22 protein-coding genes are annotated in these 26609 nt (G+C 56.7%); 13 read left to right on the plus strand and 9 right to left on the minus strand.

The features are described 5' to 3' along the window. Nucleotides 1–306 precede the first annotated feature (306 nt). The 3 genes from nrdA to yfaE all read left to right on the plus strand — a co-directional run bounded on the left by nrdA (nucleotide 307) and on the right by yfaE (nucleotide 4051). Nucleotides 307–2574: a class 1a ribonucleoside-diphosphate reductase subunit alpha gene (gene nrdA, locus BGP77_RS02080; protein WP_108163083.1), complete on the plus strand. Its 2268-nt coding sequence runs from the start codon at nucleotides 307–309 to the stop codon at nucleotides 2572–2574. Nucleotides 2575–2663: 89 nt separating this feature from the next. Continuing rightward, a complete protein-coding gene (gene nrdB / locus BGP77_RS02085; RefSeq protein WP_108163084.1) occupies nucleotides 2664–3788 on the plus strand; it encodes a class Ia ribonucleoside-diphosphate reductase subunit beta in 1125 nt (374 codons plus the stop codon). Next, nucleotides 3785–4051 (plus strand): class I ribonucleotide reductase maintenance protein YfaE, encoded by a 267-nt coding sequence (yfaE, locus tag BGP77_RS02090; protein WP_108163085.1) that lies wholly within the window; start codon nucleotides 3785–3787, stop codon nucleotides 4049–4051. Before nrdB ends, yfaE begins: the two co-directional genes overlap by 4 nt. Before the next feature lie 72 nt (nucleotides 4052–4123). Here yfaE and BGP77_RS02095 read toward each other — a convergent pair whose 3' ends face one another. Beyond that, nucleotides 4124–6163 (minus strand): TonB-dependent receptor, encoded by a 2040-nt coding sequence (locus BGP77_RS02095; RefSeq protein ID WP_108163086.1) that lies wholly within the window; start codon nucleotides 6161–6163, stop codon nucleotides 4124–4126. Between the two features lie 180 nt (nucleotides 6164–6343). Here BGP77_RS02095 and fes point away from each other — a divergent pair, with 180 nt between their 5' ends. Beyond that, entirely contained in the window at nucleotides 6344–7633 is a 1290-nt protein-coding gene (fes, locus tag BGP77_RS02100) for an enterochelin esterase (RefSeq protein WP_158269241.1), read from the plus strand. Between the two features lie 45 nt (nucleotides 7634–7678). Here the strand turns inward: fes and BGP77_RS18000 are convergent, their stop codons facing one another. From BGP77_RS18000 to BGP77_RS02110, 3 genes are all read right to left on the minus strand, one after another. Further along, nucleotides 7679–7840: a hypothetical protein gene (locus tag BGP77_RS18000; RefSeq protein WP_158269242.1), complete on the minus strand. Its 162-nt coding sequence runs from the start codon at nucleotides 7838–7840 to the stop codon at nucleotides 7679–7681. 65 nt (nucleotides 7841–7905) lie between these two features. Next, complete coding sequence (locus tag BGP77_RS02105; RefSeq protein ID WP_158269243.1) at nucleotides 7906–9558, minus strand: ATP-binding protein; 1653 nt, start codon at nucleotides 9556–9558, stop codon at nucleotides 7906–7908. Continuing rightward, nucleotides 9551–10345, minus strand: coding sequence for a response regulator transcription factor (locus BGP77_RS02110; RefSeq protein WP_108163089.1), 795 nt, complete (start codon nucleotides 10343–10345; stop codon nucleotides 9551–9553). Before BGP77_RS02110 ends, BGP77_RS02105 begins: the two co-directional genes overlap by 8 nt. Nucleotides 10346–10866: 521 nt before the next feature. Here BGP77_RS02110 and BGP77_RS02115 point away from each other — a divergent pair. The 4 genes from BGP77_RS02115 to BGP77_RS02130 all read left to right on the plus strand — a co-directional run bounded on the left by BGP77_RS02115 (nucleotide 10867) and on the right by BGP77_RS02130 (nucleotide 14441). Next, the gene (locus BGP77_RS02115; RefSeq protein ID WP_199224170.1) at nucleotides 10867–12339 is read left to right on the plus strand and encodes a hypothetical protein; all 1473 of its coding nucleotides are present in this window, start codon (nucleotides 10867–10869) and stop codon (nucleotides 12337–12339) included. A gap of 11 nt (nucleotides 12340–12350) precedes the next feature. Then, a complete protein-coding gene (locus BGP77_RS02120) occupies nucleotides 12351–13040 on the plus strand; it encodes a VWA domain-containing protein (RefSeq protein WP_199224171.1) in 690 nt (229 codons plus the stop codon). A 141-nt stretch (nucleotides 13041–13181) separates the two neighbouring features. Beyond that, nucleotides 13182–13541: a hypothetical protein gene (locus BGP77_RS02125; protein ID WP_108163091.1), complete on the plus strand. Its 360-nt coding sequence runs from the start codon at nucleotides 13182–13184 to the stop codon at nucleotides 13539–13541. A 72-nt stretch (nucleotides 13542–13613) separates the two neighbouring features. Then, a complete protein-coding gene (locus BGP77_RS02130) occupies nucleotides 13614–14441 on the plus strand; it encodes a 23S rRNA (adenine(2030)-N(6))-methyltransferase RlmJ (RefSeq protein ID WP_108163092.1) in 828 nt (275 codons plus the stop codon). Between the two features lie 446 nt (nucleotides 14442–14887). Here the strand turns inward: BGP77_RS02130 and BGP77_RS02135 are convergent, their stop codons facing one another. After that, nucleotides 14888–15775, minus strand: a complete 888-nt coding sequence (locus BGP77_RS02135; protein WP_108163093.1) for a (2Fe-2S)-binding protein — start codon at nucleotides 15773–15775, stop codon at nucleotides 14888–14890. A 6-nt stretch (nucleotides 15776–15781) separates the two neighbouring features. Next, nucleotides 15782–16756 carry an iron-siderophore ABC transporter substrate-binding protein gene (locus BGP77_RS02140; RefSeq protein ID WP_108163094.1) on the minus strand — a complete coding sequence of 325 codons (975 nt, stop codon included), beginning with the start codon at nucleotides 16754–16756 and terminating at the stop codon, nucleotides 15782–15784. 180 nt (nucleotides 16757–16936) lie between these two features. Here BGP77_RS02140 and BGP77_RS02145 point away from each other — a divergent pair, with 180 nt between their 5' ends. The 4 genes from BGP77_RS02145 to BGP77_RS02160 all read left to right on the plus strand — a co-directional run bounded on the left by BGP77_RS02145 (nucleotide 16937) and on the right by BGP77_RS02160 (nucleotide 21271). Then, nucleotides 16937–17842: an ABC transporter substrate-binding protein gene (locus BGP77_RS02145; protein ID WP_108163095.1), complete on the plus strand. Its 906-nt coding sequence runs from the start codon at nucleotides 16937–16939 to the stop codon at nucleotides 17840–17842. 21 nt (nucleotides 17843–17863) lie between these two features. Continuing rightward, nucleotides 17864–18868: an iron ABC transporter permease gene (locus BGP77_RS02150; RefSeq protein WP_108163096.1), complete on the plus strand. Its 1005-nt coding sequence runs from the start codon at nucleotides 17864–17866 to the stop codon at nucleotides 18866–18868. Next, nucleotides 18865–19893, plus strand: coding sequence for an iron ABC transporter permease (locus BGP77_RS02155; protein WP_108163097.1), 1029 nt, complete (start codon nucleotides 18865–18867; stop codon nucleotides 19891–19893). The genes BGP77_RS02150 and BGP77_RS02155 overlap by 4 nt, the downstream gene beginning before the upstream one ends. A 184-nt stretch (nucleotides 19894–20077) precedes the next feature. After that, nucleotides 20078–21271 (plus strand): multidrug effflux MFS transporter, encoded by a 1194-nt coding sequence (locus BGP77_RS02160; protein WP_199224172.1) that lies wholly within the window; start codon nucleotides 20078–20080, stop codon nucleotides 21269–21271. Between the two features lie 69 nt (nucleotides 21272–21340). On the opposite strand, the gene BGP77_RS02165 is transcribed toward BGP77_RS02160, so the two are convergent. The 3 genes from BGP77_RS02165 to BGP77_RS02175 all read right to left on the minus strand — a co-directional run bounded on the left by BGP77_RS02165 (nucleotide 21341) and on the right by BGP77_RS02175 (nucleotide 24201). After that, complete coding sequence (locus tag BGP77_RS02165; protein ID WP_158269244.1) at nucleotides 21341–22303, minus strand: ABC transporter substrate-binding protein; 963 nt, start codon at nucleotides 22301–22303, stop codon at nucleotides 21341–21343. 4 nt (nucleotides 22304–22307) lie between these two features. Beyond that, on the minus strand, nucleotides 22308–23285 hold the full coding sequence (locus tag BGP77_RS02170) for an iron-siderophore ABC transporter substrate-binding protein (protein ID WP_108163100.1): 978 nt from the start codon (nucleotides 23283–23285) through the stop codon (nucleotides 22308–22310). Between the two features lie 460 nt (nucleotides 23286–23745). Then, entirely contained in the window at nucleotides 23746–24201 is a 456-nt protein-coding gene (locus BGP77_RS02175) for a hypothetical protein (protein ID WP_108163101.1), read from the minus strand. A gap of 528 nt (nucleotides 24202–24729) precedes the next feature. Here BGP77_RS02175 and BGP77_RS02180 point away from each other — a divergent pair. Beyond that, nucleotides 24730–26595 carry an FG-GAP repeat protein gene (locus tag BGP77_RS02180; RefSeq protein ID WP_108163102.1) on the plus strand — a complete coding sequence of 622 codons (1866 nt, stop codon included), beginning with the start codon at nucleotides 24730–24732 and terminating at the stop codon, nucleotides 26593–26595. Nucleotides 26596–26609 lie beyond the last annotated feature (14 nt).

A 26609-nucleotide genomic window follows, 5' to 3' on the forward strand; every position in this document is an offset into this window, starting at 1 on the left:
AGGCATTTTGGCCATTCAGTCCCACCAGTGCCCTGAACGTCAGCCAAGGCCTGGAAAACGCCATAACAGCCCGCCCCGAGTGTTGAAAAACCGTTGTACCGGGGGAGCAAAAAGCAGGATCCGCCGTCGTAATCCTGCCGGTCGAGGTGACCAAATGCACAGCGAAACGCCCTGCTTTCAGTACCCCTCAGGGCGTTCCTTTTTGACACGCAGCAGGCGGAGGTGACCTGCGGCACAACGGCAGCAAGCCAGGATGGTTTGCACCGTTCGACGCGTCACCACCAGAAGACAAAACAGGAGACGCAGGTGAACACTTCTCAAATCACAGTGGCCAAGCGCGACGGGCATTCAGAACCACTGGACCTCGACAAAATCCACAAAGTCCTCAATTGGGCGGCCGAAGGCCTCGACGATGTGTCAGTTTCCCAGGTGGAACTGAAAGCCCAGTTGCAGTTTCACGATGGCATCACCACCAGTGACATTCATGAAACGCTGATCAAGGCCGCGGCCGATCTGATCAGTGCGGAAAACCCCGATTACCAATATTTGGCGGCGCGCCTGGCGATCTTCCATTTGCGCAAACGCGCCTATGGTCAGTTCCAGCCGCCCAAACTGCGCGACCACGTAGAAGCCATGGTCGAAGCTGGCCGCTACGATTCACACCTGTTCACCGACTACTCCGAAGCCGACTACGAAGCGATGGAAAGCTTCCTGCGTCACGAGCGCGACCTGAACTTCTCCTACGCTGCCGTTAAGCAACTCGAAGGCAAATACCTGGTGCAAAACCGGGTGACTGGCGATGTCTATGAATCGCCCCAGTTTTTGTATGTACTGATTGCCGCCAGCCTGTTTTCGTCGTACCCGAAAGAGCAACGTCTGGACATCATCCAGCGTTTCTATGAAGCCGCCTCCACCTTCAAACTGTCGTTGCCGACGCCGCTGATGTCTGGCGTACGTACACCGACGCGTCAGTTCAGTTCCTGCGTACTGATCGAATCGGACGACAGCCTCGATTCCATCAACGCGACTTCGGCTGCCATCGTGCGTTACGTCAGCCAGCGTGCCGGTATCGGCATCAACGCCGGTCGCATTCGCGCCATCGGTTCACCGATTCGCAGCGGCGCGGCGTTCCACACCGGCTGCATTCCGTTCTACAAACATTTCCAAACCGCCGTTAAATGCTGCTCACAAGGCGGCGTTCGTGGTGGCGCGGCAACGCTGTTCTACCCGCTGTGGCACCTGGAAGTGGAAAGCCTGCTGGTCCTGAAAAACAACCGCGGCGTTGAAGAAAACCGCGTGCGTCAGCTCGACTACGGTGTGCAGATCAACCGTCTGCTCTACACCCGTCTGATTAAAAACCAGCACATCACCCTGTTCAGCCCAGGCGATGTTCCGGGTCTGTACGACGCCTTCTTCGAAGACCAGGAAGAGTTCGAACGTCTGTACGCCGAATACGAACAGCGCGAAGACATTCGCAAGAAAACCATTCCGGCGGTGGAACTGTTTTCCACTTTGCTGCAGGAGCGTGCGTCGACCGGTCGTATCTACATTCAGAACGTCGACCACTGCAACACTCACGGCGCGTTTGATCCGAAACAGGCACCGGTGCGTCAAAGCAACCTGTGCATGGAAATCACCCTGCCGACCAAACCGCTCAACGACATCAACGATGAGAACGGTGAAATCGCTCTGTGTACTCTGGCCGCGTTCAACCTCGGCGCGCTGGAATCACTGGACGAGTTGGAAGAGTTGTCCGAACTGATCGTGCGTGCCCTCGACAGCCTGCTCGACTATCAGGACTACCCGGTTAAAGCCGCCGAAATCGGTTCCATGAAGCGTCGTACGCTGGGCATCGGCGTCATCAACTACGCCTACTACCTGGCCAAGAACGGCAAGAAATATTCCGACGGTTCTGCGCTGGATCTGACCCACGATACCTTCGAAGCGATTCAATATTATCTGCTCAAGGCATCCAACAAACTGGCGGGCGAATTCGGTGCCTGCTCCGGTTTCAGCGAAACTCAATACGCGGCGGGCAAACTGCCGATCGACACCTACAAGAAAGACCTCGACAAGGTGTGCAACACCGAGTTGAAACTGGATTGGGAAGGTCTGCGCGCCGACATCAAACGCGACGGTCTGCGTAACTCAACGCTGACTGCGCTGATGCCGTCCGAGACGTCTTCACAGATCGCCAACGCCACCAACGGTATTGAACCGCCGCGTGGTCTGGTTTCTGTCAAAACCTCCAAAGACGGTGTTATGAAGCAGGTGGTCCCGGACATCGCCAACCTCAAAGACCAGTACGAATTGTTGTGGCAACAAGGCAGCAACGAAGGGTATCTGAACCTGGTGGGTGTCATGCAGAAATTCGTCGACCAGTCAATTTCCGCCAACACCAACTACGACCCAGCCCGCTTCGAAGGTGGCAAGGTGCCGATGCAGAAACTGATCAGCGATCTGCTCACCGCCTACAAACTGGGCGTCAAAACGCTCTATTACCACAACACCCGAGACGGCGCCGGTGCCGAACTCGAGGACGATGATTGCGCATCCGGTGCATGCAAAATCTAACGCCCAAACGGCCTCACCTTAGGGTGGGGCCGAATTCATTGACCGGTTCGATTTGTAAGAATTTCAGCTGCGGCTGACAAGGACATTTCATGAGTTACAAAACATTCAACCAGGCCGATTTTAATCCCTTCAGTCAACCGATGTTTTTCGGTGAAACGGTCAACGTGGCGCGTTACGACCAGCAAAAATACAGCATCTTCGAACGGCTGATTGAAAAGCAGTTGTCGTTTTTCTGGCGCCCGGAAGAAGTCGACCTCAGCGGTGACCGCAAAGACTTCATCGCTCTGCCCGAACACGAGCAGCATATCTTTTTGAGCAACCTCAAATACCAGACACTGCTCGACAGTGTTCAGGGTCGCTCACCCAACGTCGCATTGCTGCCGATCGTTTCGCTGCCGGAACTGGAAACCTGGATCGAAACCTGGGCGTTCAGTGAAACCATTCACTCGCGCTCTTATACGCACATCATGCGTAACGTTCTGACCGAACCGGGCAAAGTCTTCGACGACATCGTTGCCAACCCGGCCATCGTTGCCCGTGCGACCTCGGTGACGCGTTATTACGACGAACTGATCGCTCAGACTCAGCGTTATCAAACCGCTTCTGACGAATGGTGCTCCGGCCCCGAAGGCAAAAAAGCACTGCGTGAATTAAAGCGCGCTCTGTACCTCACCATGGTGTCGGTCAACGTGCTCGAAGCGATTCGTTTTTACGTCAGCTTCGCCTGCAGTTTTGCCTTTGCCGAACGTTCCAAGATGGAAGGTAACGCCAAGATCATTCGCTTTATTGCCCGCGACGAAGCGCTGCATTTAACCGGCACCCAGCACATGCTGAACCTGATGGCCAAAGGTCAGGACGATCCGGAAATGGGTGAAATTGCCGCCGAAGAACAAGGCACCCTGGTGCAGATATTCAAAGAGGCCGCCGAGCAGGAACGCGAATGGGCCAAGTACCTGTTTAAAGACGGTTCGATGATCGGTCTGAACGCCGACATTCTGGGTCAGTACGTCGAACACATCACCGACCAACGCTTAGCGGCACTCGGTCAGCAACCGTTATTCGGCGCGCCGAAAAACCCGCTGCCGTGGATGGACGCCTGGTTGCAAAGTGACTCGGTACAGGTTGCCCCTCAGGAAACCGAAATCACCACCTACCTGGTGGGCGCCATTCACTCGGATGTCGACGCCGATGCCCTGGGTGACTTCGAGTTGTGAGTCAGCAACGCTCAGATAACCGCAGCACTCGTAAAGTCACGTTGTTCCCACAGCGTGACAAAACGGTGCTGCAGCAACTGGAAGATCAGGGGTTTCAGATTCCCTATCAGTGCCGCGAAGGCTACTGCGGCGCCTGCCGCATGACGTTAATCAGCGGTCGCATCGAAGAGGTAGGCGACCCCATCGCCTTCTGTGGTGCCAACGATATTCTGGCGTGCAGCTGCAAGGTGGTGGTGGATGCCACGGTGGAATTCTGGGACTGAGATGTTGGTTCCGTAAAACGAAAAAACCCGGCATTGGCCGGGTTTTTTTTATGCCTGATTAAGTGTCGGTTATCAGAAACGATAGTCGACGGTTAAGCCAAAGGTACGGGGGGTGGCGACACGAGCTTCTTTTACTGTCCGAGTAGACTGACTCAGAATGACGGTTTCATTGGTCAGGTTTCGGCCATAAAGACGCACGGTGAAATCATCATTTTCGTAGCCAACAGCGCTGTTGAGGACGTAGTAATCACCCGCCTTGTGGTCTTCGTTATTGGTACCATCCGAGTAGTATTCGCCAACGTAGTTTGCGCTGCCATTTAAGAACACACCCGAGTTCCAATTTTGTTTTGCACCCAGACTGGCATTGAATGCCGGCGCATTAGCGAACTCATTACCTTCCAAATCGGCAACAGCACCCGACGCCTCAGTTACTTCCGTGCTCAGAACACCCATGGAGGCCGTCAGCGACAGCCCTGCCGTTGCTTGCAGGCTGGCACTTAATTCAGCACCAAAGTTACGGCCGGATTCAACGTTCACGATTTTGCCACCAGAGAAATTTTGGAAATCGCTGTAATCGTTATAGAACAGGGCCGTATCAACCACCAAGCCACCTTCCAACATGCTCAAGTGACTCAGCAATTCGTAGGTGATGACTTCTTCACGATCAAATTCGTAATAGTCATAGCTACCGTCAAAGGCAACAGCGCCGCCGCCGGGCGTATAACCTTTGCGTACGGTGGCAGTAACGGTGTTCTGCGGCAGGAATTCATAGCTTGCACCAACCTTTGGCAGTAATACCAACGTATCCACATCGGAATCCAACGGATTGCCGTAAGCGCTGACATCCCGTTTTTGATTTTCCGCTTCCAGTCGCCCACCGGCGATCAGGTTGAGGCTGTCGGTTAAAGCAAAGGTGCTGTCACCGTAGACGGATCCGGTTAAAACAGAACCATCGCCATCGATGCCTGAACCACGAACCACAACGATATCTTGGGTGCGCTGATAGAAGTTGGTGCCCACTACCGCCTGCAAACGACCGGCGCTGGGGTCGTAAACCAAGCGACTATCCAGGGTGTTGCTCACCTCGGTCACGTCCATCGACATTCCGATATTTGATGAACCATTACCTGCCATTTCAAAAGACGAATCAACATTGCCATGGGTGTAAGTCACATAGGCGGTTAAGTCGTTCGACAGGATGTAATCCATATCCCAGACCAGTGCCTGAGACGTTGAATCGGTAACGCGGTGATTAATATCGGCCAAGTCACCATCGAGCACGTAATCATCATACGGCTCAGTCACCCGACGCATGTACTCACCTTCCTGAGTACGCTGATTAAACGTCAACTGGCTGGAGAAATCCGGTAAGAACTCTGGCATCCATAGCAATTTGGCGCGCACATCCGTTCGAGTTGTTTCAGCCGGATCCCATGGCCAACCGTCATCGAGTTTGTAGTCAATATAACTGTCTGCCAATGAGCCTTGTGCTGACAGGCGGAAGGCCAGCTGATCTTCAATTAATGGACCAGACACCATACCGGCAAGCAATGTTTCTTCATCTGCCGTTTCATAACCGGCACGAACCGCGGCTTCCCAATCGAATGACGGATCTTTAGTTTTGACGACAACAGCACCCGCACTGGCACTGCGGCCTTGCAAGGTAGATTGTGGACCACGCAAGAATTCGACTTGCTCAACATCCCACAGCGAATCCAGGTTATAGCCTTCACCGAAGTAGGCGTCACTCATACCATCAATACTGGTGCTGATACGTGGCTTGGCACCGCTGGTCAATGTCACGCCACCGGCCGTACCGCCAGAGCCGCTGACACCACGCACGTTAGGCACGCCTTCAGCGCCTTCAATGGCGTTCGGTACCAAACTGGTCAGGTCCATGACCGACTCAAACTGGCCGTTATCGACCTCCTCATCGCTCAGCGCGGTCACCGCAGTGGTGCTTTCTGCCTGGGTGCGCTCAATTTTCTCACCGGTGATAATCACGGGGGCAAGTGTTTGGGCTGGGGTGGTTTCGGCGGTTGCCGCTTGGCTGAGCATGGCAATGGCCACCGCCAGGCTACTGAGTGCGGTGATCGGTCGGTCGAACGTCATTGAAGACTCCTATATCATCATTTTCCGTTTAGATGCCGGCCAATCGAAGTCAATAACTGCACGTTCGTACCACGACCAGCCAAATGCGGTTTCGAACGATAATTATTTTCATTTACAATATCAACACAAAGTCTGCCCCTTATGGTTAAGTGCAGATCGAAATCACCAGGAAATAACCAGATGTCTGTCGTAGGCCCTGAAACCGAAACCGCCCTGCCCGATGACTGGGGAAGCCCCCAGTGGTGGGCTTTGCTGGAGGAAGTCGGCACACCCTGGGTGGAAAAGCTGTCCGCAACCGATGCGAAAGTGAGCTTTTTTTGGCGCGATCCCGAAGGTGGTCCGGAGCGTTCGAGCACGCGAACGGTGCTGATTGACGTCAATGCGGTCACCGACCATCACAGTGTCGAGCCCGCCGTCATGCGGCGTTATCAGGCAACCGATGTCTGGGTCTGGCAAACGGTCTTACCGCTCGACTGGCGCGGCAGCTATGTCTTTGCGCCTCACCGCAGTGACCTGACGGTTCCCGATTATCAAGGCAGCCGCCACGAAAAACGCCTGCAACATCGCCGCTGGTGGCTCGATAAAATCACCCGTACCGGTCGGGCCGACCCACTCAATCACTGGCCCAGCCACCTCAGTAGCTGGGGCGTTCAGCACTCCGCGCTGCACATGCCAAAGGCACTGCCACAACCGGACTGGCAGGCATTCGATTGCGCTCAGGCTGTCACCCCGGCCGAGTCGCAGTGGCAACAACAACGCTGGCACAGCCAACGCCTGGGGAACGAACGATCCATCTGGATTTACGATACCGGTGGCAATGAGGAGCGTCCGTTAGTGCTGTTACTGGACGGACAGCACTGGGCCAACCATTTCCCTGTTTATTCAGCGCTGTCATCGGCAACTGCAGTGGGGAAAATACCCGCCGCTCTCTATGTGTTAATCGACTCCATCGACCTTGAACAACGCCAAAACGATCTCGGTTGCAGCGAGGCATTCTGGCTGGCTATTCAGGAAGAATTACTGCCAAAAATCCAAGCCGATTATTCATTCACATCGCGGCCGGAACGAACGGTTGTTTGTGGTCAGAGCTTAGGTGGGTTGTCCGCGCTTTATGCCAACCTGCGCTGGCCCGAACGCTTTGGTGCTGCGCTTGCTCAGTCGCCGTCGTTGTGGTGGCCTGACCGTGATTGGGTCGCGCCCGATTTTGGCGAACCGCGTCGTCGCCAAGCGGGCGCCACCGGTTGGCTGACCGAACAAACGCGGCTACAACCATCGACCGGTCGCATCTTTATGGAAGTCGGAACGGGCGAAGCCAGCATGGTCGATTTGCTCGACAGTCACACCCAGGCATTAGTGGATTGTGGCTATGAAGTTCACTCAAGACACTACGCGGGGGGGCATGACTGGCTGTGCTGGCGTGGTGGCATCATCGATGGACTCATCCAGCTTATCGGGGAAGAGGCACCATAAAAAAATGGCCGAATAACGAGCGGTTTCGTTATTCGGCCGGACGACTCACATGTCGTCGTCTTTCATCATATCGTCTTTCATCATCTCGCTGTCTTTCATATCGTCGTCCATCATGTGATCGTCCGATCCCATGCTGGAACAACCCGCGATTCCCAGAACAGCAATAAAAGCAACAACAGGCAGACTCAGCAGTTTGAATTGACTCATGATCGTTATTCTCCATTGGCAATGAGTTGACCCAGCCACCATGGGTGCCCGGGTCAAGCTACGACTCAGCGTTTGGAGAAAGGTTCCGTGCCGGTGTCGCGAAAGTCTTCCAGCGCACGGAAGGGCTCGTTTAACTGTTCGAAATCCGGCTCCAGATCAGCGTCAATGCTGTCGTCTTCCAGACGCGTCTGCGCCAGCGGCAGTGCAACTTCGAAAGCCACACCGCGCACATCCAGCGGAGTGAACACCAACTGCGATTCGCGTCGACGATTGTGCAGCTGAATCACCCAGGCCGGACGACCGGGGTTATCAGGATCAAGCCAGAGGGTTTTGCCGCTGCTGTCATCGAGTGTTAAGCGCTGCGGTTCACGGCGTCCTTGAACGGCCATTTCAATTTCGACAGCGCGATGGTCGAATTGCCAGTGGCGTTCTTTATCGGTGGCACCATCGGCCAACACAACCAACGGCAATTCATTTTCCAGCACCGTTTCAATCATATCCGTTATGACTCGACCGTCTTTTAACGTCACCCGCAGTGACAACCGGCTGGCTTCGTTCACGGTATTGCGAATCCGCACCTGGCCTTCATAACCCTTGACGATTTCGCCGACAAAAAATAAGCCCAATCCTTTGCCGTGATGTTCCTGAACACGACGGGTTGAGTAACCCAGCTGGAAGACGCGTTGCTGGTCCTCTTCACTGATCGGTGGGCCGCCATTAAACACACTGAGATGCGCACGTCCCTGGTGTTCGCTGAGCTTCACGGCAATGCGCCGATACTTATGGCGATAGGGTCGTTTGCCACTGAAAAACTGGGCGTTTTTCAGCAGGTTTTCCAACATTAAAACCCAGTGGTTTTCGTTGCCCAATAAGGTACCGCACGGTTCTATTTCAAGGTGGAACTGACTGTCGTCACTCCACTGCAGTGGCAGGTCTTGTTGCAGCCGTTCCATAAAATCACCGGGGTTTTCAAGCATCGGCATCAAGGCTCTCTCCAGCGCGCGTTGCGGTGAAAAATCCGGCTGCAATGCCCAGGTCGAGGTGGCTTCGGCGTTCAGTTCACGCTGGTAATACTGCTCTTCAAATTCGCACAACTGATTGGCAATGTGCAGCGCAATGTTGTCGGCCGTCGCCAAGTCGAGCAGGTCCCATAAATAGCGCAATTGCTCCAAGGCATCGCTGGTCATACGGCGGGCAAAATCGCCTTCGGGCAAGCCAGCGTAGGCGGCCTCTAATGCGCCCTGCACTTTATCGAAACTGATCACGCCGTTATGACGCACTTCAGCGGCGATGCTTTTAAAGTGCAGGAATTTTTCGTCGTATTCGATGTATTCCAGCAGCTTATCGCTGATAAATAATTTCAGCTTATCCGCCTGGCCGGCATGGGTATGGGCCTTGCGCTGCAACTGTTTGCGGCTGTCCCACAGCTGATTCATTTCATCACGCAGTCGCTCGCGTTCACGGCGATGTTTGATTTTATCGCGGCCGTAACGGTGCGCATCCCACCACAGCAAAAGCGCGAAAAGAGCCATGGCGCACACTTTGTACGGCCAGTCAAAAACCGCATCGGATAAACCGTAGTAACCGGCGATGTTCGGTTCGGTCGCCATGAATAAATAGGTCACCAAAGCCAGCGCTGCGAAACTGCTGGGCCAACTGAAATGAATCTTCAGTTTGGCTTGATATGGCTGGTCGTTATTGGCGGTTTGCTTAGACATCCGGCCTCCAACAGTAGGATTCTTCATCGCCGAAGGTGACAATCCCCTGCCCCTGTCGACAGCGTTCGCTGAAGGCATTGGGCTGAGCTTCAGCCTGATCGAAAGCGCGTCTTAAGGTACGAATGTGCTGACGATAATTGGCGTAGGAAAAGCGCTCTGGATCGGCATCGAGCTTGTCGGCAATTTGCAGCGTCGACAAGGGACTGGGCGCCGCTTCTACCAGATAGCGCAGAATTTTGCGCGGTGTGGGCGCCAGCGGTCGGCGCGCATTGGTCGGGTTCATCAGCCGGGTGCCGTGCCAGAACACTTCCCAGGTGCGGGTATCGATACTCAGTGAGCCGCTGCGAATGGTGTCGTCATTGGCCGCTGTACCGGTAATGCTCTGATGTTGCCGTTGGCGCAAAACCGCGCGAATGCGCCAGCATAAAACGGCTTCAACATTGCGCTGATGCTTGGCAATAAAATCCATGGTGCCGCTCTGCTCGAAGGCTTCCTGCTCAATATCCGTACCCGAATGCTCCGACAAATACAGCACCGGCAACCCGGGCCAGCGTTTGTGCAGCGCTCGCGAAACCTGCAATCCCGCCATGCTGTTGCCGCCCATATGGGCATCGAGCAAGGCGACATCCGGCGCTTGCCTAGCGCTGCGAATGTGCTGGCAAGCGGCTTCGGCGAACTTAAAGGTGGTGACTTCGGTTGGCTCGCCACCGAAGTCCGTCGCCTCAAGCACAGGCTTGAAGCGTTCTATCCAGTGACTTTGGTCTTCCACCCACAAAATGCTGGTCATGATTGAGCTACTGCGATGACGGTTGGCGTCAGTCTAGCATTGTAAAGACGGCTCTGGCGTGAAGGAGTTAACGGACGGGAGACGCTTAACGGGAGACGCTGGACGCCGGTTAGTGGTCAACCAGCTTCGCTGGTTGCGTAATAAGCGTCTTCCGTCTCCCGTCCAGCGTCTCCCGCCTCCCCTACTCACAAATTTTTCACCAGCCTCCCCCACACTCCGCGTCGTACCAGGGAGCCTCTGAATAACTCTCCCGAGGCTCTGGCTTGTCCGAGGGACGCTGCCACAAGGCAAACTCATGCAGGAATGTCTAGACCTTTCAAATGAGTTTAACGCGGTGGCAGTGCTCCTCGGAAAGCCCCGGAGGGCGCGGCTAAAACGTCCTGCCCCGGTGTTGCACTTCTTGACAAGGGCTACGGCCATTGCGCTGCGAAGTGCGCCTAGTGGCAGAACGTTTTAGCTCGCGCAGAGCCCTGGGGGAGTTATTCAGAGGCTCCCTCTAACCCAACAAGAGGAAAGACGCCATGTTCGAACAACTATTAACCGTCTGGTCCGATTCGGTCGCTATTTCAGCGGCCATCTGGCTGGTATTGCTGGTGACTGTTTTGTATCTGGGCCGCCAGCAGGCTCATCAACTGTTTACCACCTTGGGCCGCGCTGTTTATAGCGCCATGCGTCTGGCGGCCTTTTCGGTGCGTGGGTTGGAGAATCGCCTGATCACCCGCAACCGCGATGTGCTGATCGCCCAAGGCCGGGCGCAGGCGGAAAAAACCATTGAGCGCGAATTCAATCGCGTCAGCACGTTGGTCGAGCGTGACCTGGGCGCCTACCCGAAACTGCATCGCAAAATCGCCGATGCGATCGAAAAAATTGAAGCCGATTATCAGGCGTCCACCCAGGCCGCGCCACTGCCACCGGCCTGGTCAGAAGTGGTGGAAACCATTGCCGCATTGCCGACCAACGGCGACCCGGCGATGAATAAGGTGCTCAACAACATCAAAGACGCCATCGAAGAATCGCACCAGCAAACGCTGAAGGCGTATCAGAAGGCGACGCTGGAGCGTCATCGCCACTTGAGCACCATGCAACCGCAATGGCGCACGTTGCAAAGTTCAATGGACAACGTGAAGAAGACGCTGGATGGCCTGGAAGAACGCACCCGCACCATCGATGGTCAGATGCAGCGCTACGAATCCATTCGCAAAGGTGAAGACGCTTCGGTGAATGCGCTGACGTCCTCGTCCATCACCCAGTTTTTAATCGCCGGTCTGGTACTGGTCATCGCGACCCTCGGCGGTTTGATCAACTTCCAGCTGATCGCTCTGCCGATGTCCGAAATGGTCGGCGCCACCTCCACCATCGGTGCCATGCGCACCTCCGATATTGCCGCTCTGGTGATCATTCTGGTGGAAATCGCCATGGGGCTGTTTTTGCTCGAATCGCTGCGCATTACCCATTTATTCCCGGTGATTCACTCCATGGACGACCGGCTGCGCCGCCGCATGATCATCATTACGCTGACCATTCTGACCATTCTCGCCACCATCGAAGCGTCTCTCGCCTACATGCGCGACCTGCTGGCGCTCGACCGTTCTGCGCTGCAGCAATCGCTGTCCGGCGTTGCGGTGGTGGAAGCCCAGTTCCGCTGGATTCCGTCCATCGGCCAGATGGTAATGGGTTTCATCCTGCCATTCGCTCTCGCGTTCGTGGCCATTCCACTGGAGTCCTTTATCCATTCGCTGCGCACCGTAATGGGCATGGTGATGGTCGGCTTGCTGCGCACGCTGCGCGTGGCTCTTCGCCTGATTGGCAGCCTCGGTCGCTACGCCTGCCAGATCGTCATCAACCTGTACGACCTCGTCATCATGGTGCCGCTGGGCGTGGAGCGTCTGATCAAAGCCCGCCGAGCGGAACATCGCCCGGAAGACGACTGGGACGACGAACCCGCGCTGATCGAAAGCAAGCGCATCCGCAACCAATCCACCGCAGACGTTTGAGGAGAATGACCATGCGACTGCTGAACACACTGCACTCCCTGACAAAACGCGGCCGTCTGGCCGCCGCCAGCCTGGCCGTCACCGTGCTGCTGGCTGGCTGCGGCGAACCGCCGGTACAAAGCCGGGCCGTCTATATGTTGATGGACATTTCCGGCACCTACACCCAGCAGCTGGATAAAGCTGAGAAAATCATGAACTACCTGCTGGCCACGCTGAACACCGGCGATTCCCTGGCGCTGGCACGCATCGACAGCGCCAGCTTTAACGAAGAAGACATCATCGTTCAGGCGACATTCGATCCGCGCCCCAGTGCCGCCAACGAGCAAAAGCGCGCGTTTCAAAAACAGATGCACGACTTTATCGCCAGCGTGAACGGTGGCAGCGCCTACACCGATGTCACCGGCGGCGTCATTCAGGCGGTCGATTATCTGAACGAAACCGAAGCTGGCGAAAAATACCTGCTGGTGTTTTCCGACCTGGCCGAAGAACTGCCCGAAGGCCACATCCGCGACTTTCCGATCGATGTTGCCGGTATTCAGGTGGTGGCGCTGAACGTCACCAAACTGAACCAGGACAACATTGACCCGCGCGATTATCAGCACCGGCTCGATGCCTGGCAGGAACGCGTTCAGGACGGCGGCGGTGAATGGCAGGTGCTGAACGACCTGGAACGGATGGATCGTGTGATCGCAATGAACTGATTGTAAGGCGTCCTACTCTGCTTGCTTTACCGGCCCTGAGTGGCCGGTTTTTTTTGCACACAAAGCCTGGGGTTATTGCTTGACAGCCCGTCATCCGCCACTTAACTTAATGATAATAGTTATCATTACAAGGAAGGCATCATGACCCAGGCTGCCATCGCCCCTTCAGCGTTGCTGGCAAGAAAAATCCGCTTTGCCTCGGAACCCGATAACCCCGAGCTGTTGCGCCACTGGCTCGATGCGCCCGTCCCGCATCGCTTGCAAAGCCAGGCGTCGCAACGTCACTACTACCGTCTGCAATATCAATTGCTGCGCGAAACCATCAGCGATGAGTTCGTCCCAGAAGACTGGCGTTGCCGCTGTCTGGAATCGATTTACCAGCCACTGCAACGATTGGAACAACTGGCGCAAAACAGTGCGGAAAAACGCGAAGTGCGTGACCTGTATTTCGAAGTGGCGATGATGAGCCGCTGCTGCCGACCGCCGCAAACCTTGCATTAATTGTCCGCAACGCTGGCCGCCAGCGGCCCTTGCGCTTAGTATCCCGGCTTCATTGATACCGAAGCCGCTTTCATGCTCAGTTACCGCCACGCCTTTCACGCCGGCAACCACGCCGACATGCTCAAACACCTGGTGCTGAGCCTGTGCGCCGACTATTTAACGCGCAAAGACAAACCGCTGGTTTATGTCGACACTCATGCCGGTGCTGGCGCTTATCGACTCAGCGCTGCCCAGGCGCAAAAGACCAAAGAGTTCGAAACCGGCATTGCCCGACTGCTGAAAGCCGACCGGGTTCCCGTCGAAGTGCAAGGGTTTCTGGATGTGCTCACGGGCACAGGTCTGGATTTGAACGAACTCTACCCGGGCTCGCCGACCATTGCTGCCAGCCAACTCAGTCCCGACCATCGCCTGCAATTGTTCGAACTGCACCCCAACGATTTCCCGGCACTGGAGCGCCATTTCCACGGTGACCGCCGGGTGCGTTGCTATCAGCGCGATGGCTTTGAAGGCTTATTGTCGGCAATGCCGCCAAAAGAACGACGCGCGCTGGTATTGATCGACCCGCCTTACGAGCAGAAGTCCGATTACGATCAGGTGGCCGATACGCTGGCAACAGTGACGCGGAAATTCCAACCGGTGTGTGCGTTGGTCTGGTATCCCATCGTGCAACGCGAACGCAGCGACACTCTGGTACGCAAACTGAAGAAACTGAGTAAAAACTGGCTGCAGGCTGAGTTGAACGTCAGTGAAGACAGCAGCGGCTATGGTATGACGGGCTCGGGGATGTTCGTGCTGAATCCGCCGTATCTGCTGGCGGAACAGTTGCAGCGTTGCCTGCCGTGGCTCACCCGGCAATTGGCGCCGGAAGGGTTCTATCGGCTGGACAACAAAGCCGACTGATCAGAGGGCGTTGACCAGCTGCGGCCAAACCTGGGCCAGGGCGACCGAGGCGGTGAAGAGTGCGCTGACCAGCAGCAATGAGACAACTTTGATCTTGATATCCATCACGCAGTTCCTTGGCTTGACACTGAAAGACGACCGGTAAAAAAACACCGGCCGGGATGCATGTTCGCCCACCCATCCCGGCCGGCAACCATTCAGTACCCATACGTCCTGTTCCGCTTCCAGCCAGACCCGATCACGACAGAGGGAGAGTAATCGGAAAACGGTGCGGAGGTCGTCCATGTTCGATGGTTGCGGACCGTGCTCCTAACCATCGAGGTGGGTACTGAATCGACCTTCGAAATAAATACTAACGATAACTATTATCATTTGCAAACAATAATTGTGACGGATTTCACAACGTTGCATTGCAACTGGGTGGGCTGCCGGAAACCGGCGCGAAATCAGTCGTGGTGGTGGTTCAGGAGATGGTTGCGCAGGCGTTCATCGCGCTCCTCTGGTTTCACCAGTACGCAGGTGCTGCACAAATGGCCGCTGTCAGCGGTGTAGTAACGGCAACAGCCACCGCGGGCGCGGTAAGTTTGACGGATCGTTTGGTCGGGCTTGGCCGGGTGATCGACGACAATCTCCACAAAGCCGGTTTTGGAATTGTGGAGCGGCGAGCGGGAGTCACCAATCAAGGTGTCCGCTACCGCGCGAGCGGCCGGTTCCATATGCAGCGTCTGGCCGGTGGTGAGAAAAGCCCCGGCCAACGCATCCGCCGCCTGGCGCCATTGCGCACCACGACTTAACCGACTGATCACTTTAAAGCGTTCAATTAAGGGTTCAAACACCGTGGCCAATTGAGCGTTCAGCTGTGCATAGAGCGCTTCAGCCGAGCTTACGGCGATGCCGCCAGCGGGCAAATCGCCGCTTTGGTCAGTCCAGAACGCATCCTCAGCAAAGCGCCAGTCGATGGCCTGATAGGTGCCGGATTCTTTGCCATGTTGCCAAGGCACCTGGCGGGTGCGAAACGCCAAACGCTCCGGATCCAGCAATGGCACCTGACGGCCCATCAACAGCAGCGGTGCCACCACCACCATCAGATAGTGCATGGCGCCACCGAGCAAAAACGCCACCTGACCTTTAACGTCCAGGCCCGGGCAGCGTTCGGCTTCTTGAGCCAGCAACCGATCGCGCAGCGGTGACTGCTCTTGCAGTAATTCGCTGAACGGCACCCACTCGCCTTCCGCAGGCCCAACCTCGGAAGCCAGGTGGTGCGACACGGCCGCCATCCGGCCCAGCGACTCGGCCAGCGTCGGTACCCGGTGAACGCGTGCTGCTGACGTCATCCGCGTTTACTCCACCGACGACGGCACGACGGTCTCTGGATCACCATCAACCGCCAACGCCAGTTCCGGCACCAACTCATCGAGCAGGTAATCCATGCTCAACGGGCTCATAAAGGAAAAGGCACCGCCGAGTAATTCACCGACGAAGACTTCACGGCCTTCCTGATAGGCGGTCAGCATCGGACGCAATGACAAGCCATCAACCGCTTCCAACGCATCGTTACCCGCCAGCCAGACCAGCACATCGACATCGAGCAAATCGATCCGCTCTTCACTGAACGACGCGTAGAAAGAATTGCCCGCTTCTTCGTCGTAGACGTCTGGAATGTCAAAGCCAAAGGATTCCATTAACCGGCTGCGCAGATCGTTGGTGCTGTAGGCGCCCACGTCACCGTTGTAATAAAAGGCAATGGCCGCTTGCTGACCTTCGAACTCAGGGTGGTTTTCGGCCACCGCGTCAATGCGCGCTTCCAGACGACTGACCATGGCGTCGGCTTGCTCGTATTTACCCAGAGCGCGGCCAATGGTGCGGGCGCGAACATCCCAGGGCACACCGTAATCGATGTAATCACCCGATTGCGGCAAGGTCGGCGCGATGCGGCTCAAGCGCTTGTATTCGCGGTTACTCATGCCCGAGGAAATACCGATGATCAGATCCGGCTCCAGCTCAGCAATGGTTTCATAATCGAGGTTGCCACGACCGAGCACGACCGGCTGCGCATCACCCAGCTCATCTTGCGCCCACGGCCAGGTGGCGTAAGGCATCTCGCCGTACCATTCGCGAATGGCAACCGGCTGAACGCCCAAGGCCAGAATGTCGTCCTGATCGCTGAAGCCGACAGAAACCACTCGCAGCGGTTCAGCGTCAATGGTGGTCGAGCCGTATTTATGGTCAAGCGTGACCGGGAAAGCCGATTCAGCCTGAGCCGCACCGGCCAGCGTCAATAATAAAACCGTACAGATACGCAACAATGAAGACACGTTGAGACTCCAAAAAATGAGGCAGCGCAGAGCGGTAACAGGCCGCCATCCGGTGAAAGGTAGTGCCCTGAATAATATTGAAAATGAGAACTCCTATCAATACTATGTCGAGTCTTCGCGCTGGCCCTATCCGGGTCGCGACACGCGTTCAAATCCCGCCGATACGACTCAGGGGACGTCATGTTCAAACTCAAATTCGCCTTGCCATTACTGGCCATCTGCGGCCTTGCTCAGGCCGACACCCTCACCATCGACCACGCCATGGGCCGCACCGAACTCGATGCACCGGCCGTGCGTGTGGTGACGCTGTATCAGGGCGCTACCGACGCCGCAGTGGCACTGGGTATTACCCCGGTGGGTGTCGTCGATTCGTGGGTGGAAAAACCCATGTATCAGTATCTGCGCGATGAGCTGGCCGACGTGGCCCACGTCGGCTTGGAAACCCAGCCAAACCTGGAAGAAATCGCGGCGCTGAACCCCGATGTGATCATTGCGGCCAAAATGCGTCACGAAGCGGTTTACGATCAGCTCAATCAAATTGCGCCAACCATCGCTCACGAAACCGTCTTCCAGTTTAAAGAAACGCTCGATCTGGTCGCCGCCGCCACCGGTCGCACTGACGCCGCCGAGCAGTGGCATCAGAATTGGGACGCGCGCATCGCCGACTTCCAACAACAGGTGGCTGAGCTGGATAACATCGACTGGCCGCAACAGGTCGCGCTGCTGAATTTCCGCAACGACCACGCGCGCATTTATTACTCCAGCTTTGCCGGCAACATTCTCAACGAACTGGGATTTGAACGGCCGCAAGCGCATCGCGAAGATGTCTGGGGTGTGAAGCTGACCTCGAAAGAAAGCATTCCGTCCATGAACGCCGATGTGTTCTTTATCTTTATGACCGAGACCGACGCCACCGTCATGGAAAACTATCAGGACTGGACCAGCCATCCGCTGTGGAACACCCTTGATGCGGTGCGCAATGAGCAGGTTTATCGCGTTGATCAGGTGGACTGGAACATGGGCGGCGGTCCGATTGCAGCGCAGCGTATGGTCGACAGCGTGTTCGAGCATTACGGTCTGGAGTAACCCGCCCGGACGATCCCTTTCTTGCTGCACACACCCTTCACTAAAAGTCTGGCGCTGAGCGGCTGTCTGCTGCTCACGCTGGTCACCGGTTTCGCCAGCATCGCGCTGGGCCAGACGGCAATGTCACTCGACACCGTCTGGCAGGCGCTGTTTGCCTACGACGACAGTGTGGTCAACCACATCATCGTGCGCGCCAACCGACTGAACCGGGCGGTGCTGGCGGTGCTGGTCGGCTCCAGCCTGGCGGTGTCCGGTGCCTTGATGCAGGCGTTAACGCGCAATGCATTGGCCTCGCCGAGCCTGTTTGGCATCAACGCCGGGGCGCTGTTTTTTGTGGCGCTGGCGTTTACCTTTTTATCGCTGACCTCGGTCAGTCAGTTTATCTGGTTCGCCTATTTAGGCGCGGCCGTGGCAGGCGTGCTGGTGTATGTGCTGGGCATGAGCGGGCCAGCGGGCTTATCGCCGGTGCGCATTGTGCTGGCCGGTGCGGCGATGACGGCCTTGTTTGTCGCCTTCACCCAGGGCTTGCTGATCCTCAATCAGGAAAGCCTCGAAGGCATTCTGTATTGGCTCGGCGGATCGGTGGCGGGCACTTCCTTCGACACCATGAAACCCTTTGTGCCTTTCTTTCTTATCGCACTGTTTGCCACCGCGCTGCTGGTGCGGCAAATCAACCTGATGATGCTCGATGAAGCCGTCGCCCGCAGTCTGGGGCAACGCGTGCTGGCGACGCGGCTGGCGCTGGGCGCGATCGTGGTGGTGCTGGCCGGGGGTTCGGTGGCGCTGGCCGGGATGATCGGTTTTATTGGCCTGATCATTCCGCATCTGGCGCGCGGACTCTTTGGTCGCGATCATCGCTGGGTCTTACCGGCGAGTGCCCTGCTCGGCGCCAGCCTGATGCTCGGCGCCGATACGCTGTCGCGCTTTATTGTGCCGCCGCAGGAAATCCCGGTCGGGGCGTTGACCGCGCTGGTCGGTACGCCCTTCTTTATCATCGTGGCGCGTAAGCGGAGCCCCGCCTTATGAGCCATGTTCTGCTGCGCAACCGTTCCCAAAGTCTGGCGCTGGCGTTTCATCGACGCACGCTGATCGGCTGTGCGCTGGCATTGCTGGCGCTGAGCGGTTTGCTGTTATTGAGCCTCTGTCTGGGTTCGAGTGTGCTGACGCCAACGGAGGTATTCAGCGCTGCATTTCAGGCCGACAGCGATCACCGGTTTGTGGTCCATACACTGCGTCTGCCGCGCGCCTTGCTGGCGGTTCTGGTGGGTGCAGGCCTCGGTGTCTCCGGAGCGGTGTTGCAGCAGCTGGTGCGCAACCCGCTGGCATCGCCCGACATCGTTGGCGTGACCGATGGCGCCGCCGTTGCGGCGGTGTTGTTTTTGGCCTGGGGCAGCGCGTTGAGTCTGGACTGGTTACCGCCGCTGGCCATCGCCGGTGCGCTGGTCAGCTCCGCGTTAATCTACGGTCTGGCCTGGCGTGGCGGTGTGCTGCCCATTCGACTGGTGCTGGTGGGCATTGCGTTGGCGGCCGCACTCAAGGCCATCACCACCCTGGTGTTGGTGATGAGCCCGCTGTCGACCACCGTGCGCGCCTACGTTTGGTTAACCGGCAGTCTGTACGGCGCTCAATGGCAGGATGTTGGGGGCTTATTGCCCTGGTCACTGACGTTACTGCCGCTCACCTTACTGTTCGCTCGCCAACTGGGATTAATGGGCATGACCGACAGCCATGCACTGGGTCTGGGGCTGGCCGTTGCCCGCTACCGCTTATTGCTGCTGGTGTGCAGTGTTGGCCTGGCCGGTTCGGCGGTCGCGTTCGCGGGTGGCATCGGTTTTGTGGGTCTGCTGGCACCGCACCTGGCGCGCGGTTTGACCGGCCAGACCATGGTCGGCCGACTGATCGGCTCAGCCTGTACCGGCGCGGCGCTGGTACTGATTGCCGACTTGATCGGCCGCACCCTCTTCCTGCCTCAGGATTTACCCGCCGGCATCTTCGTTTCCGCCGTTGGCGCCCCCTTCTTTATTTACCTGCTGTATCGCCGGCGTCATTAATTCATCACCGACTGTCGATATCCTGCCCCGCCAAGCGACAACGTTTCATCAACAGGCAGCGAAATAGTTCTCTAAAGCATGACCTTCGGGACATTCGCCACTGGCTGTAAACCGTTATGCTCTTTCAATGTCCGCAGTAGTCCCGGTTGTCTTGCCGGGGCATGAACCTTCAAAGGAATCTTCCGTGAATACCGATTTGTTCAAAACAGCCCTGATCCTCGGGTTGATGGGCGCTCTTGGTCCGTTCGCCATCGATATGTATCTCCCCGCCATGCCCACCATCACGGCGGATCTGGCCACCACCACCTCGGCCACCCAAGGCACGCTGATGTCGTTCTTCGTGGCCTTTGGTTTGTCTCAGCTGGGTTATGGCCCGGCGTCGGACGTGTTCGGTCGCAAGCCGCCGCTGTATTTCGGCCTGGGCCTGTTCGCTGTTGCATCCATTGGTTGTGCGCTGGCGCCGACCATTGAGTGGCTGATCGCGCTGCGCTTCTTCCAGGGCGTGGGTGCCGCCGCGGTCATGTCGATTCCGCGTGCTGTTATCCGTGACCGTTACACCGGCGCAGCCGCCACCCGGTTGATGTCGACCGTCATGCTGGTTATCGCCGTCGCGCCGATGCTGGCTCCGTTAATCGGCAGTGCCGTGATCATTCCGTTCGGCTGGCGCGCCGTCTTTGTTGCCTGTGCCCTGGTGACCATTGTCAGCGTCAGCGCCGCCGTGTTCGGTTTGCCCGAAACCCTGGCACCGGCCGATCGCGCGCCCTTCAAATTCAGCAACATGATGCGCGCGTTCAAAACCCTGTTCCGTGACCCCAGCTTTATGGGCCTCACGCTGATCGGCGGCATGGGCATGGCCAGCTTCTTCTCGTTTCTGGCCACCGCCTCGTTCCTCTACACCGACTACTATGGGCTGTCACCTTTCCAGTTCAGCCTGTTCTTCGCGGTGAACGCGCTCGGCTTTTTCAGCACCAGCCAGATAGCCGCCAACCTGGGTAACCGCTATGGCTCAATCCCGGTCGTCAAATGGGCGGTTGCTGGCTATGGCGTGTCAGCGCTGCTGTTGCTGACCTTTGTACTGATCGGTTGGGATGCGTTCCCGCTGCTGGTCGCCATGCTGGCCATCACCTTCGCCTTCCTCGGCCTGGTGATCCCCACCTCCATGGTCCTGGCGCTGGAAGAACACGGCCCCATCGCCGGTACGGCAGCCTCGCTGGGTGGCACCTTGCAGATGGTCTTAGGCGCGGTTGCCATCGCCATTCTCAGTGCGCTGTTTAACGGCACGCCGGTCGTACTGGTCGCGGGCATTGCAACCTGCGCGACCATTGCGGTGGTGTTGTCGGTGGTAACGCTGAAAACGGTGGAGCCTGCGACGGCTTGATTGTCTGAGCAATAAAAAAGCCGGGCATTGCCCGGCTTTTTTTATGTCACTGAAAACGTCAACTCACCCTCAAGGCTTGGCCTGCCAATCCCGCCCGGCAATGTGCGTGGTCAACAAATCCAGATTCAGTTCCAACGCACTGAAGGCGTAGCCAAAGCTGGCGTAGGGGAAGAACAACACCTGGTCCTGGCGGCAGGCGAATAACAGGTCGCACCAGCCGGGGAAGAAACCTTCTAACCCGGCGCGTACTTGCATGGGGCCGGCTTCGGGAACGGTGCCGTAAAAGTTAATCAGAAAGTCGTTGTCGATGTCCTGCAAACGCTCCGGGCTGAGCGACAGTTGGCGGGCGTCCATTTGCGCGATCCAATCGGGCAAAGCCAAGTCGAGATCGTCGAGGGCGACGGTCAACGCGCCGAGGTCGCGGTAAACATAAAGCGCATTACCGGCCGGGAACGAGAAGGTGACGGTCACGCCGGGACGTTGCTCCATGGTGTCGAAATAGTGCTGCGTCAGCGCCAGTTTTTGTTCATAGCGCGCCAGCAGGCTTTGGTATTGATTCTGTCGACCGGTAATTTCCGCCAGCCGTTGCATGCCCTCTTTCACCGGATACTGGTTCGGGTCGATAACAACCGTGGGCGCGATGCGCGACAGCGGTTCGGCCTGTGTTTCGATCATGGTAATGATCAGATCCGGTTGCAGGCTGGCGATGCGTTCGTAATCCAGTTCGTTATAGGTGCCGACAAAGTCGATGCCACTGTTCGCGAAGGTGATGCCCAGTAAATCGGGCACGGCACGCAGGTAAGGCTGGCCCTCAGCGTCCAAACGACCGGCGCTGCCGACCAATGGTGTGCCCAGTTCCAGTAACGGCAAGGTCAGGCGGTTGTCGTTCTGGGAAACAACGCGCCGGGCTTGCACGGGAATGCTGACTTCCCGACCGGCGTCATCAATAAAGGGGCGCATGGCTTCGGCCCAGGTTGGTGTTGCACTCAAAAAGGCCAGCGCGATTAACGCGGCTACAGCTCGAACTTGCATAGGTTTACTCCACTTCCGGGACAACAGTATTCGGGTCGCCATCGATGGCGGCTTCGATCAGCGGCACCAGCAGGTCGACCGCACGCGACAGACTCAACAGCGTGCCGTACGACAGCGCGCCGTTATGCTCGGAGGTATCGGGCAGGAACACTTCGCGGCCTTCCTGATAGGCGCGCAGTTGTGGCCGCAATGGCAATTGCTCGATCTCAGCACGCGATTCCGGCGAGGTGTACCAGAACAGAACATCGGCATCGACGCGCGGCAGTTCTTCCTCCGACAGGGTGATGTAGAACTCACCCGGCTCGGTCATGGCGTCGACTTCCGGTGCCACGGTCAGCCCCATGGCAGCAATAAAGGCAACGCTGGTGTCGTCGCCCGAATAGATGCCGACGCTGTTGTTCCAATAGGTACCCATGGCGAACGTCTTGCCTTGCCAATCCGGGTGTTCGCTGACGACGGTGTCGAGCTTGGCGCGCACCTGAGCGATGCGGCGCTCCACCTCGTCCGACTGATTCAGCACCCGGCCAACCAGGCGGGCGCGTTCGTCCCAGGTCAGGGAGTAATCGCCTTCACCCGGCGGCACGGCCACGACCGGCGCAATCTTGCTCAGTTGCTCGAATTCCTGATCGGTGATGCCCGAGCGGATGGCCATGATGACGTCCGGTTCGGTGGCGGCGATTTGCTCGAAGTTCAGATCACCCCGCAATACCTGTGGCTCGGTAGTCACCAGCGGCTGTGCCCAGGGCCAGTAGGTGTTGTCGTACTCGCCAAACCAGCCTCGAACGGTCAGCGGCTGATAACCCAGCGCCAGCAGATTATCGCCACCGGCGTAATCGAGCGAGGCGACGCGCTGCGGTTGGGCGGGAATCACGGTGGTGCCGAATTTGCTGTTCAGAGTTAACGGATAGTCGGTGTCTGCGAAAGCGATGGGGCTCAGGCTCAGCGCTGTCATGCCAAGCAGCCAGATAAGACGTCGGGTCATGGGAATGTCCTTTGGTGGCGCGATGCGTAAATATTAATGATACATATTCTCATTAACTTTAACGCCAAATCCACCGCACAACCAGTGTTAGGACAAATCGGTTAGAAAGGTCAGCGCCGTTCGGGGTGAGGGTCCACGACGGTGAGGGTCCACGGCTTGTCAGATTGTGTGCGTCGTTGGTGGCAAAGCGAACGCGGGAGAGAGGGTTCAGTTCAAGATCGGTTCGGCCTCAGTGCTTTTGGCTCAATAAAAACCTCCCTCGAAACACCCACCGATTGACCTTCTTCAGTGGATGGCCATGCCTGAGAATTGGCAACGGTGCTGCCTAACTATTTGAAATTAACACCGAACGAATTGACCGTTCATATCGCGGCTGAAATGCTTTGCAACGCAATCGTGTTAGATGTGTTTCGCTACGATGGGTGTCCAGCTAACTACTACCACTTTAGTTAATGTCCAACTAACCATCCACTGGCACAAATTTTAGAGCTATTAACGCGCTAGCTACCATGATAATCCCAAGTAATGTTGGCTCAAGCTTAAAGAAAGAGTTATGGAAACGCTCCCATTTTTCAGCTCGTTTTCCATAGTGATTAGTTAAATCGTAAATAGAAATCTCTTCTTCTTCAGAGTTGTTAAGCCACTCTCGTATAGATCGATAGCGAATAACATATTTATACCAATATTGATGACGCATCATTCCCTCAAGGCTCCAGTAAAGCCCGGCAGCCAGCACAGCCAAATATGTGATTCGAGGATCTTTAACGGTAAATGCCAATCCTATTGCGCCAGCCCATATCGTTATAAACCAATTTCTATTCCTAAATATGAGATCATCATACTTGTCGAATACACCCTGGATAAGGCTCATTTCAACTTTAAGAATCTCTAATTTTTGTTCGTCATTGGGTCGCATTTAAGTTCCCTCTATCTGATCCTAACGCCCGCACCTATGGCTAGTAACGCAATGGCGCTGCTTGTACACCCATTATTGCGAGTAGTGGTTTAAGGTAAGTGTCCTATATGCTTGTCTATGGCGTAGGGCCTCAGTACTTTGACTCAAAAACCGACCCAGAACATACCAACTGATCTTCTTCAGTGATTCCCCCATCTGATATTCCAGAAGAACACTGCGAAGGCACTCATAATCAGCATCGAACAAAATAACTGTTCAGGTAGCCATTAAAACTTACACCAGGCCCATCGGATTTGAACGTGATTTCGCTATAGGGCGTCCAGTTTTCCCCCAAACCCCAACCTTTTCTCAAAGCTGAGAACCAGTCATCGTTTTGCAGGGAAAATACAACGGTTCTTCAAACGCCGCCGATGGCGTGCCTGCCATTACCATAACCCCCATGCCGTTTACTGCGGGTCGTCTTGTTCTTTCGGCAGGCTGTACACAAGGAGTGTCAGCCAAACGACCCGGCTGCAAAGGAGTGCCGCCATGGCTCACCCGTTGGGTTATCTGCCCTTTCTTGTTCGCTCTCAAAAACCCACCTTAAAACCCCTGCTACAACTGCTGCTGCCGTTAACCCTTGCCGGGTTAATCTCCGCCTGTGGCGGCGGCCCGCCGATGGCCGCGAACGACATTGAATTGACCTTCGAACCCATTAAACAGCTGCGCGTGGAGTGGCAAGGCGCATTGGGCGCCAACTACTACCGCCTGCTGGAAAACCCCGATGGCCAATCGGGTTTTACGCTGCTTCGCGACAACATTCCCGCCCGCGTTTCGCGCACCGAGGCAGACCCAATCCGCCACAGCGTCACCCTGGAAGTACCACTGCACCAACGCCTGAACGCCCAATACATCGTCCAAAGTTGCAACCACAGCGGCTGCCGCGACAGCGCCGCCGCGGCGGTGAATACCCACCTGGCAGAAGCCGTGGGCTATGTGAAGGCGAGCAACCCTTACATCCTGAATTATTTCGGCTTTGCCCTCAGCCTCAGTGCCGATGGCCAATGGCTGGCCGTCGGTGCCCCCGGTGAAAGCAGCCGCGCACGCGGTACCGATAATTCACCCGACCAAACGGATAACAACGATGCCAGTAGCAACGCCGGGGCTGTCTATCTGTTCAAACACCGGCCAACGGGGTGGCAACAAGAGGCTTATATCAAGGCCAGCAATACCGGATATAGCGATGAATTTGGCTTTGCCCTCAGCCTGAACGCCGACGGCTCCGTATTAGCGGTGGGCGCCCGCTACGAAGGCAGCAACGCCACCATAAATGCCAACCCGGTCGACCAGGAAAATAACGATGCAGGGAAGTCGGGCGCGGTGTACCTGTTCCGCAATAACAACGGCGACGTTCGCCAGCACACCTTTATAAAAGCCGACAACCCGGGCACCAACGACCATTTCGGTTACGCCCTGCAACTGAACGATGCCGGCAACCGCCTGGCGGTGGGCGCCCCCGGCGAAGCCAGCCCCACAGCAAACACGCCCGACGACGACACCGCCCCCAACGCCGGGGCCGTTTATGTATTCACCGAAAACCCCCAGGGCCTGTGGCAACACCAACAACGTCTGAAAGCCAGTAACGCTGAGACGGGCGACCGCTTTGGCGCCGCCCTGGCCTGGAACGACGTTGGTGACGTACTCGCCATTGGCGCACCGGGTGAACGCAGCCGCATTAAAAACACCCCAACGAACAACGACGCCGAAAACGCCGGGGCCGTTTATATATGGACCGAAGCCAACAACGAATGGCAGCAACAGGCCTATTTAAAAGCGGATGCGCCGCAGGCCGAAGCATTCTTTGGCACGGCCATCAGCATCAACCAACGGGGCACGGTGGTGGCAATTGGGGCCAATGGAAGTGTTCGGCAGGAAAGCGGTTTTTTGGGTTCATTCAAACCCGGTGATGCAAGCCAAGCCGTGCATGTTTTCAACCGGCTGGGTGACCACTGGGCGCCACAACCGCCCATTACCGCCCCAACGGACAACTCCGCCTTTGGTACCTCGCTGCAACTGAACGCGGCAGGCACCCAACTGGTGGTGGGTGACCCAGGGGAAAGCAGTTATCGCCTGGGCATTCACACGCCCGGCGCTGAGCTGGACAGCCGCGCGCCACACGCCGGCAGCGCCTATTGGTACACCCGCCAACATGGCCAATGGCGCCTGAGCAGCCAATTAAAGGCCAGCAACCCCTACATCCTCAGCTATTTCGGCATGAGCGTCGCTCTGGATGCCAGTGGGCAACGCGTGGCGATAGGCACGCCAAGAGACCCCAGCCGCGCTGCCGGCGTGATGGCAGACCCTCATACTATTGAATGGTTTGGCGCCCTTTCCGGCGCCGTGTACCTGTATTGATGCGTGCAAAAAAA

The organism is Saccharospirillum sp. MSK14-1 (assembly GCF_003054965.1).
Taxonomy (GTDB): Bacteria; Pseudomonadota; Gammaproteobacteria; order Pseudomonadales; family Natronospirillaceae; genus Saccharospirillum.